Annotated in this window: 5 protein-coding genes; 3 read left to right on the top strand and 2 right to left on the bottom strand. The window is 65.9% G+C overall.

Annotated elements, in window-relative coordinates; all coding sequences use genetic code 11:
• From VGQ94_04195 to VGQ94_04185, 3 genes are all read left to right on the top strand, one after another.
• The coding region (locus VGQ94_04195; GenBank protein HEV2021706.1) for a hypothetical protein at positions 1-341 on the top strand (341 nt) is incomplete at its 5' end.
• A gap of 50 nt (positions 342-391) precedes the next feature.
• Positions 392-844: a dual specificity protein phosphatase gene (locus VGQ94_04190; GenBank protein HEV2021705.1), complete on the top strand. Its 453-nt coding sequence runs from the start codon at positions 392-394 to the stop codon at positions 842-844.
• A 257-nt stretch (positions 845-1101) separates the two neighbouring features.
• Positions 1102-1500, top strand: coding sequence for a hypothetical protein (locus VGQ94_04185; protein ID HEV2021704.1), 399 nt, complete (start codon positions 1102-1104; stop codon positions 1498-1500).
• A gap of 141 nt (positions 1501-1641) precedes the next feature.
• Here the strand turns inward: VGQ94_04185 and VGQ94_04180 are convergent, their stop codons facing one another.
• Both VGQ94_04180 and VGQ94_04175 read right to left on the bottom strand, forming a co-directional pair.
• Entirely contained in the window at positions 1642-3180 is a 1539-nt protein-coding gene (locus VGQ94_04180; GenBank protein ID HEV2021703.1) for a dihydrolipoamide acetyltransferase family protein, read from the bottom strand.
• 93 nt (positions 3181-3273) lie between these two features.
• The coding region (locus tag VGQ94_04175) for a cytochrome c (protein HEV2021702.1) at positions 3274-3606 on the bottom strand (333 nt) is incomplete at its 5' end.

Here is a 3606-nt window from a genome sequence, read left to right as displayed (position 1 = left end):
ATCTGCATTCGTCTCCTCACATGTCCAAGCAGCCGAAGAACGGCAAGCTCCGCTCGCCCGAGACTGCGGGGGAGCCTCTCCCTCCGGAGCAGGCCACACGCAAGGCAGTGGCCGCGGTGTTCCGCGACTTGGGCCTGATTGTGCAAGCGATGATCGACCGAGCCAAGGAGGGCAGCCATCTTCACGCCAAACTGCTCTTCGACTTTGCCGGCATCTCGGCGGCGTCGTTGCCGCCCGAGACCGTGGCCGAGCAGCCCTCCCTGGCCCGGCTGCTGATGGAGAAGCTGGAGCAGATGGCGGAGGAAACCGCATCGGCGGAGGACGAGCGTCCTGTAGAATGAAATTTCTTCGCGCGCGATGGCGGATTCGCCGTTCGGCACGGGACGCATTCATGGACATGAGCTGGGTCACCGACCGGATCGCGGTCGGCGGGGGCATCTGGAATCCGGTGCGCATGGCAGAGGTCGCCGGCGCCGGCATCACCCACGTCATCGACATGCAGATCGAGTTCGACGACACGCCCCTGGCCGGGCCCCACGGCATTGAGGTGCTGTGGAATCCGGTGGACGACGACTTCCAGCCCAAGCCTCCGGAGATATTCCAGCGGGGCGTGGACTTCGCGCTGGCGGCGCTGGAGCAGGACGACAGCAAACTTTTGATCCACTGCGCGGCCGGCGTCCACCGCGCCCCCATGATGGCGCTGGCTGTGCTGCGCGCCCTGGGCTGGGAACTGAACGACGCCTGCGCCCTCATCCAGACGCGCCGCTACGCCGCCGACTTTGCCGATGTTTACGTCCGCAGCGTTGAGGATTTCATGCGCTCCTGCGCCTCCGCTCAAAAGTAAGGCTTCGCTTTTCCAAGCTTCTTTCGCACGAAAGCAATGAGAAAACTCTTCTTCCATCCGGGCCGCCCCGCGGGGCGGCTTTTTTACTGCCTGATCTCGGTGCTGGTGGCCGTGGGTGTGTCTCGCGGCGCGCCGCCTGGCCGCCGCCGCCGGCGACCACCACCATCAGCGACGTCATCTACCGCGCCGACGGCTCGACCGCGGCCGGCACCCTGCTGATCACGTGGCCCGCCTTCACGACGGCAGACAACCGGGCCGTGCCCGCGGGCTCCATGAGCCTGGCCATCGGTCCCTTCGGCGCCATCAACCTGGCTTTGGTCCCCAACCAGGGTGCGACGCCGCCCGGGACCTACTACAAGGTGGTGATGAAGCTCAACGAAGCCGACGCCTGGCTCCGATTCGGCGCCTCTTTGTTCGGCACCGCCTTCGTCAGCTTCACCGGCGTCTGGGGGATGAGCATCTGGGCGCTTTATCCCAGGCTGGGAGTGCTGGCAGCGCTGGCGCTGGGCTTCGCCGACGGCCTCATCGCCATGGCGGCGACCACGTTTCTGCTGTGGTCGCGCTCGCCGCTCACTCGCGGCATCCCCCTCATGGTCCCGTCACGATTGGCCGACAAAGCCCGCCAGGAAGACACCACCTACACCGAGCGCCGGTAGAATCTGCCCGGAACCACCCCGAGCGTCGTCCTGCGCGCAGCGAAGGATCTATGCATTGGGTCTCAAACAAAAGCGGCAGGCACTTGGCCTGCCGCTCGTCTCCCAATCGAAAATCTGACTGCTAATTGCTGACGGCTTGCCTTATCCGAGCTCTTCGTTCCAGTTCTCCAAATACTTCTTCACCAACGCCATGAACTGGTCGGCGACCGCGCCATCGATCACGCGGTGATCGAAGCCCAGCGAGAGCTGCACGACGGAGCGCACGGCGATTCCGTCCGCGCCCGTCGTCGGATCGCTGACCACCAGCGGCGCCTTATGGATGCCGCCCACGCCCAGGATTGCCACCTGCGGCTGCATGATGACGGGCGTCCCGAAGAGCGCGCCGAAGCTGCCCGGGTTGGTGATGGTGAACGTCCCACCCTGGACCTCGTCCGGCATCAGCTTCTTGGTGCGAGCGCGCTCGCCCAAGTCTGTGATGGCCCGCTGCAGCCCCAGAAAGTTGCGCTCCTCCGCGTTCTTGATGGCCGGGACGATCAGCCCCCAATCGAGCGCCACCGCGATCCCCAGATGGATCTCTCGGTGATAGTGGATGTTCTCGCCCTCGATGGAAGCGTTCACGATGGGGAACTGCTGGATGGCGTTGACCGCCGCTCGTGCGAAGAAGGGCATGAAGGTCAGCCGACTGCCGGTGCGCTGCTCGAAGCCCGCCTTCTCCCGCTCGCGCAACTGCGCGATGCGCGTCATGTCCACCTCGAAGACGGTGTGGACGTGAGCACTGATGTGCTTCGACTCCACCATGCGCGCCGCGATGGTCTTGCGCATGGAAGTCATGGGCACAATCTCGCCGGGAATCGGGGCAGGCGCAGGCATAGCCGCCGGAGTCGCCGCTGCACGTGCCGCCGGCGCCATGGCCGGAGCCGCCGCTGCCACGGCCGCAGCGGGCCGTGCAACTGCCGCTGCAGCGCCCCCGCCGTGCTGCACCACAAACGCGGCGATGTCGTTCTTGGTGATGCGCCCGCCCAGGCCCGTCCCCGCGACGTTCCCCAGCGCGACGTTGTTGTCCTTGGCGATGCGCCGCACCAGCGGTGACGAGCGAATGCGCTGCCCGCTGGCGTCGCGATCCGCCGCCGGAAATTCGATGACCGCACTCGGCGCCGCGGCTGGCGCTGGCGGCGCTTTCGCTGCCGCCGCCGCTTCCGTCGGCGCCGTCTTTTTTGCGGCTGGCGCCTCCGCCGGCGCAGCCTTGGGCTTCTCCGCCGCTTTCGCGGCCTTGGCCGGCTCGGCTTTTGCCGCAGCCGGAGCTCCCGCCGCCTCTCCCTCCCCGGCCGCCTTGGCCGGCTCGGCCTTTGCCGGAGCCGCAGCTCCCGCCTCCTCTCCCTCTCCGGCCGCTTTGGCCGGCTCGGCTTTGGCTGGACTCGGAGCCGTAGTTCCCGCCGCCTCTCCCTCCCCTGCAATCACTCCCACCACAGTGTTCACCTGCACCGTAGTGCCTTCCGCGACCTTGATCTCCTGAAGCACGCCCGAAGCCGGCGCCGGGATCTCCGCGTCCACTTTATCGGTCGAGATCTCGAACAGCGGCTCGTCGCGCTGCACCTTCTCCCCGGGCTTCTTCAGCCACTTGGTCAGTGTGCCCTCAAAGATGGACTCCCCCATCTGCGGCATGATCACATCAGTCGGCATAGAAACCTTCCCTTAGGAATAAGCTGCGGGCCTTCCCCAAACCGTCATTATATCCCGCCACGAGTTCTCGTCCGGAGCGCAGGGCGCGCCACCTCACAGGCCTTTCTCCCACTTCTCCTTCACCGCCGGCGGCAGGTTGTTCCAGTGCTCGAGGAAGAGCGTGACCTTCCACATGTCGTCCTCGCTCAGCGTCCTGTCCCAAGCGGGCATGCCGGTGTAACGGACGCCGTTCTTGACGATCCAGTAAGTCTCGTTGTCGGGCTTGTCGGGCGGATCCTCAGGAAACTGAGGCACGGGAGGATAGAAGGAGTGCCCCAGGGGATTCTCCTTCTTGACCGGCGAGCCGTGGCAGACGACGCAGTTCATGTTGTAGATCATCATGCCCTGGGCGAGGTTCTCGTCGGTGGGCGGGATGGGATTGGCGGT

This window comes from Terriglobales bacterium, from assembly GCA_035937135.1.
Classification (GTDB): Bacteria; Acidobacteriota; Terriglobia; order Terriglobales; family Acidobacteriaceae; genus DASYVL01.
Note: the sequence above shows the minus strand (reverse complement) of the source record. Positions and strands in the feature narration are given on the sequence as shown.

Excerpts from the sequence above, each read along its gene's own strand:
- VGQ94_04180 (HEV2021703.1), bottom strand. The coding sequence starts at position 3,180 with ATGCCGACTGATGTGATCATGCCGCAGATGGGGGAGTCCATCTTTGAG.
- VGQ94_04190 (HEV2021705.1), top strand. The coding sequence starts at position 392 with ATGGACATGAGCTGGGTCACCGACCGGATCGCGGTCGGCGGGGGCATC.